This is a genomic window from Streptomyces sp. DH12, assembly GCF_020873895.1.
Taxonomy (GTDB): Bacteria; Actinomycetota; Actinomycetes; order Streptomycetales; family Streptomycetaceae; genus Streptomyces.
Genome location: NZ_JAHWGT010001755.1, coordinates 1 through 379, shown reverse-complemented (window position 1 = coordinate 379; position 379 = coordinate 1). Strand labels below are relative to the sequence as shown.

At 73.4% G+C, this 379-nt stretch carries 1 pseudogene; it reads left to right on the top strand.

What is annotated here, in order from left to right:
- Positions 1 to 379, top strand: a pseudogene (locus LPA54_RS42075) (cation acetate symporter); the annotation flags it as partial.

Here is a 379-nt window from a genome sequence, read left to right as displayed (position 1 = left end):
GCGCCTACACGCTGCCCGACTTCGCCGAGGCCCGGCTCTCCTCGCACACGGTCCGGCGGCTCGCCGGCACCCTCGTCGTCGGCGTCGGCTGGCTCTACCTGCTGCCCCAGCTCCAGGGCGCCGGACTCACCCTCACCGTACTCACCGGCGCGCCCGACTGGCTCGGCGCGGTGATCGTCGCCGTCGTCGTCACGGTGATCGTGGCCGCCGGCGGCATGCGCAGCATCACCTTCGTCCAGGCGTTCCAGTACTGGCTGAAGCTGACCGCCCTGCTGGTGCCCGCGCTCTTCCTGGTGCTCGCCTGGCAGAGCGACGGCGCGCCCAGCCACGCCTTCGACGAGCCCGCCGAGTTCCGCGACCAGCGCGTGGTGCGCGGCGA